The sequence below is a fragment of the Methylibium sp. T29 genome (genome assembly GCF_000576205.1).
GTDB lineage: Bacteria > Pseudomonadota > Gammaproteobacteria > Burkholderiales > Burkholderiaceae_C > Methylibium > Methylibium petroleiphilum.
On the sequence record NZ_AZND01000391.1, the window covers coordinates 1 to 2360 of the forward strand.

The window sequence follows — 2360 nt, forward strand, 5'->3', positions numbered from 1 at the left end:
CCGAGCGCGTGGGCTGGGTGCTGACGAGCCTGCGCGGGCCGCTGCCGGCCGAGCGGCGGGCGGAGCAGATGGAGGTGTTGCGCAGCGGCTGGCAGCCGCCGGCGCGGCGCTGAGCAACTCCCTCACCCCGGCCCTCTCCCGCGGTGCGGGAGAGGGGATCTCGTGTCGCCGTGCAGCCAGCGTTGCACCACCGGCTCCGGTCCTTCCTTCTGCGCTGCGGCCCACAACAGCGGTGCCGCGGCGACGCGCGTGCCCGGCGCGGCGTCGCGCCATTGCCGCAGCACCTCGAACACGAAGACCGCCACCGCACCGGCGCGCAGCGGTCGCTCCTGCTGCGGGATCATGTAGCGCAGCTGCGAGAGCATCCAGCGCGCCAGCCGTTGCGGCCAGGAGGTGACGGAAGCGGCCACGGCATCCTGCGTCGGCCGCACGAACAGCAGCCGCTCGAAGCCGAGCGCGGCGACCGCCTGCTCGTCGAGATTGGCCAGGCCGTGCTGCAGCGCCTGCGGCAGCAACGCCGGAGCGATGGGGCACACGACCGCCAGCGTGTGCACGCCGCTGGCGCGCAGACGCGCCGCCAGCGCGGGCAGGGCCTGCGGCTCGGGCAGGTGGTAGGCCTCGTCGCGGCCGTAGTGGTCGCGCCCGCGGTCGAACACCACCACGCGATGTCGTGCGCCGGCAGCGCGGAGGCGCCGACCGTGCCGTTGTCTTCTTCGTAGGGCACCGCGTGCAGCCCGCGCAGCCCGGCCTGCAGCGGTGCGCGTGTCAGCACGCCCACGCCGGCATAGCGGCCGTGGGCGAGCGCCTCCGCAGCACTCGCGCCCGAGCGGGCCGCCGGCACCGGCCACCAGCAGGCGGGATGGCCGGGGTGCCGGCGCATGCGGGTGGGCGGCGGCCTGCAGCGCGGTGGTCGGATCGAGTGCGAAAGATGGGTCCACAGTGGTTAGGATGCTAAGCGCCGCTTGAACCCGGCGCAGCCGTCGGCATCTGCGCAGCACCGGTGCCGAAGACTGCCGCGCGCCGCCCCGAGTTCGCACAGAAAGGACCACCCCCATGCTCCGACGCCTTCTCGCCGCCCTGATGCTGCTCGCCACGCTGGCGCTCGGCGGCTGCGGCTACAACGACTTCCAGCGCCTCGACGAGGCCACCAAGAGCGCCTGGGCCGAGGTGCTGAACCAGTACCAGCGGCGCGCCGACCTGATCCCCAACGTGGTGGCCACCGTCAAGGGCGAGGCCAATTTCGAGCAGGAGACGCTGACCAAGGTGGTCGAGGCGCGCGCCAAGGCCACCAGCATCCAGGCCACGCCGGAGCTGATCAACAACCCCGAGGCCTTCCAGAAGTTCCAGGCCGCGCAGGGCGAGCTGAGCGGCGCGCTGTCGCGGCTGCTGGTGGTGACCGAGAACTACCCGAACCTGAAGGCCAACCAGGGCTTCCAGGACCTGCGGGTGCAGCTCGAGGGCACCGAGAACCGCATCACCGTGGCGCGCAACCGCTACATCAAGGCGGTGCAGGACTACAACGTGCTCGCGCGCAGCTTTCCCAGCAACCTGACCGCGATGGTGTTCGGCTACGCGGCCAAGCCCAACTTCACGGTGCAGAACGAGGCGCAGATCTCGGCGCCGCCGGCGGTGAGTTTCGAGAAGCCGGCCTCGAAGTGAGACCTTGATGCGACACGGCTGGCGGCGCTGGCTCGCAAGCCTGGCGCTGGCGCTGCTGGTGGGGCCATGGAGCGCGAGCAGCGCCCAGGACCTGCGGCCGGTGCCGGTGCTCAGCGCCAGCGTGATCGACCAGACCGGCACGCTGACGCGCGCGCAGGTCAGCGCGCTGGAGGCCAAGCTCGCGGCCTTCGAGCGCGAGGCCGGTTCGCAGCTGGTGGTGCTGATCGTCGCGACCACCCAGCCCGAGGACATCGCCGCCTACGCGCAGCGCGTCGGCGAGAGCTGGAAGATCGGCCGGCGCGAGGTGGGCGACGGGCTGATCGTGCTGGTGGCCAAGGACGACCGCAAGGTCCGCATCGAGGTGGCCAAGGCGCTGGAGGGCGCGGTGCCCGACCTGGCGGCCCGGCAGATCATCGACCGCGCGCTGACGCCGGCCTTCCGGGCCGGCGATTTCGCGGGGGGCCTGAACGCCGCGGTCGACCAGCTCGCGGCGCGCATCCGCGGCGAAGCGCTGCCGGCGCCGGGCTCGGTGTCGAAGGCACCTCAGTCCGGCGCGCAATGGCAGGACTTCGCGATGTTCTTCCTGCTCGCGGTGCCGATCGCCGGCGCCGTGCTCACCGGCGTGCTGGGCCGCAAGCTCGGCACGCTGGCCACCAGCGTCGGCGCCGGCGGTCTGGCCTGGGCGGTGTCGGCCAGCCTGC

Annotated in this window: 3 protein-coding genes; 2 read left to right on the forward strand and 1 reads right to left on the reverse strand. The window is 72.8% G+C overall.

Translation table 11 applies throughout. From position 1 onward, the window contains the following. Positions 1 to 122: 122 nt before the first annotated feature. Positions 123 to 662: a hypothetical protein gene (locus x551_RS21275; protein WP_051495968.1), complete on the reverse strand. Its 540-nt coding sequence runs from the start codon at positions 660 to 662 to the stop codon at positions 123 to 125. Between the two features lie 391 nt (positions 663 to 1053). On the opposite strand from x551_RS21275, the gene x551_RS21280 reads away from it, so the two are divergent. Both x551_RS21280 and x551_RS21285 read left to right on the forward strand, forming a co-directional pair. Beyond that, entirely contained in the window at positions 1054 to 1659 is a 606-nt protein-coding gene (locus tag x551_RS21280) for a LemA family protein (RefSeq protein WP_011827746.1), read from the forward strand. A gap of 7 nt (positions 1660 to 1666) precedes the next feature. After that, positions 1667 to 2360: TPM domain-containing protein (locus x551_RS21285; RefSeq protein ID WP_036251102.1), on the forward strand; the 694-nt coding region annotated here is incomplete at its 3' end.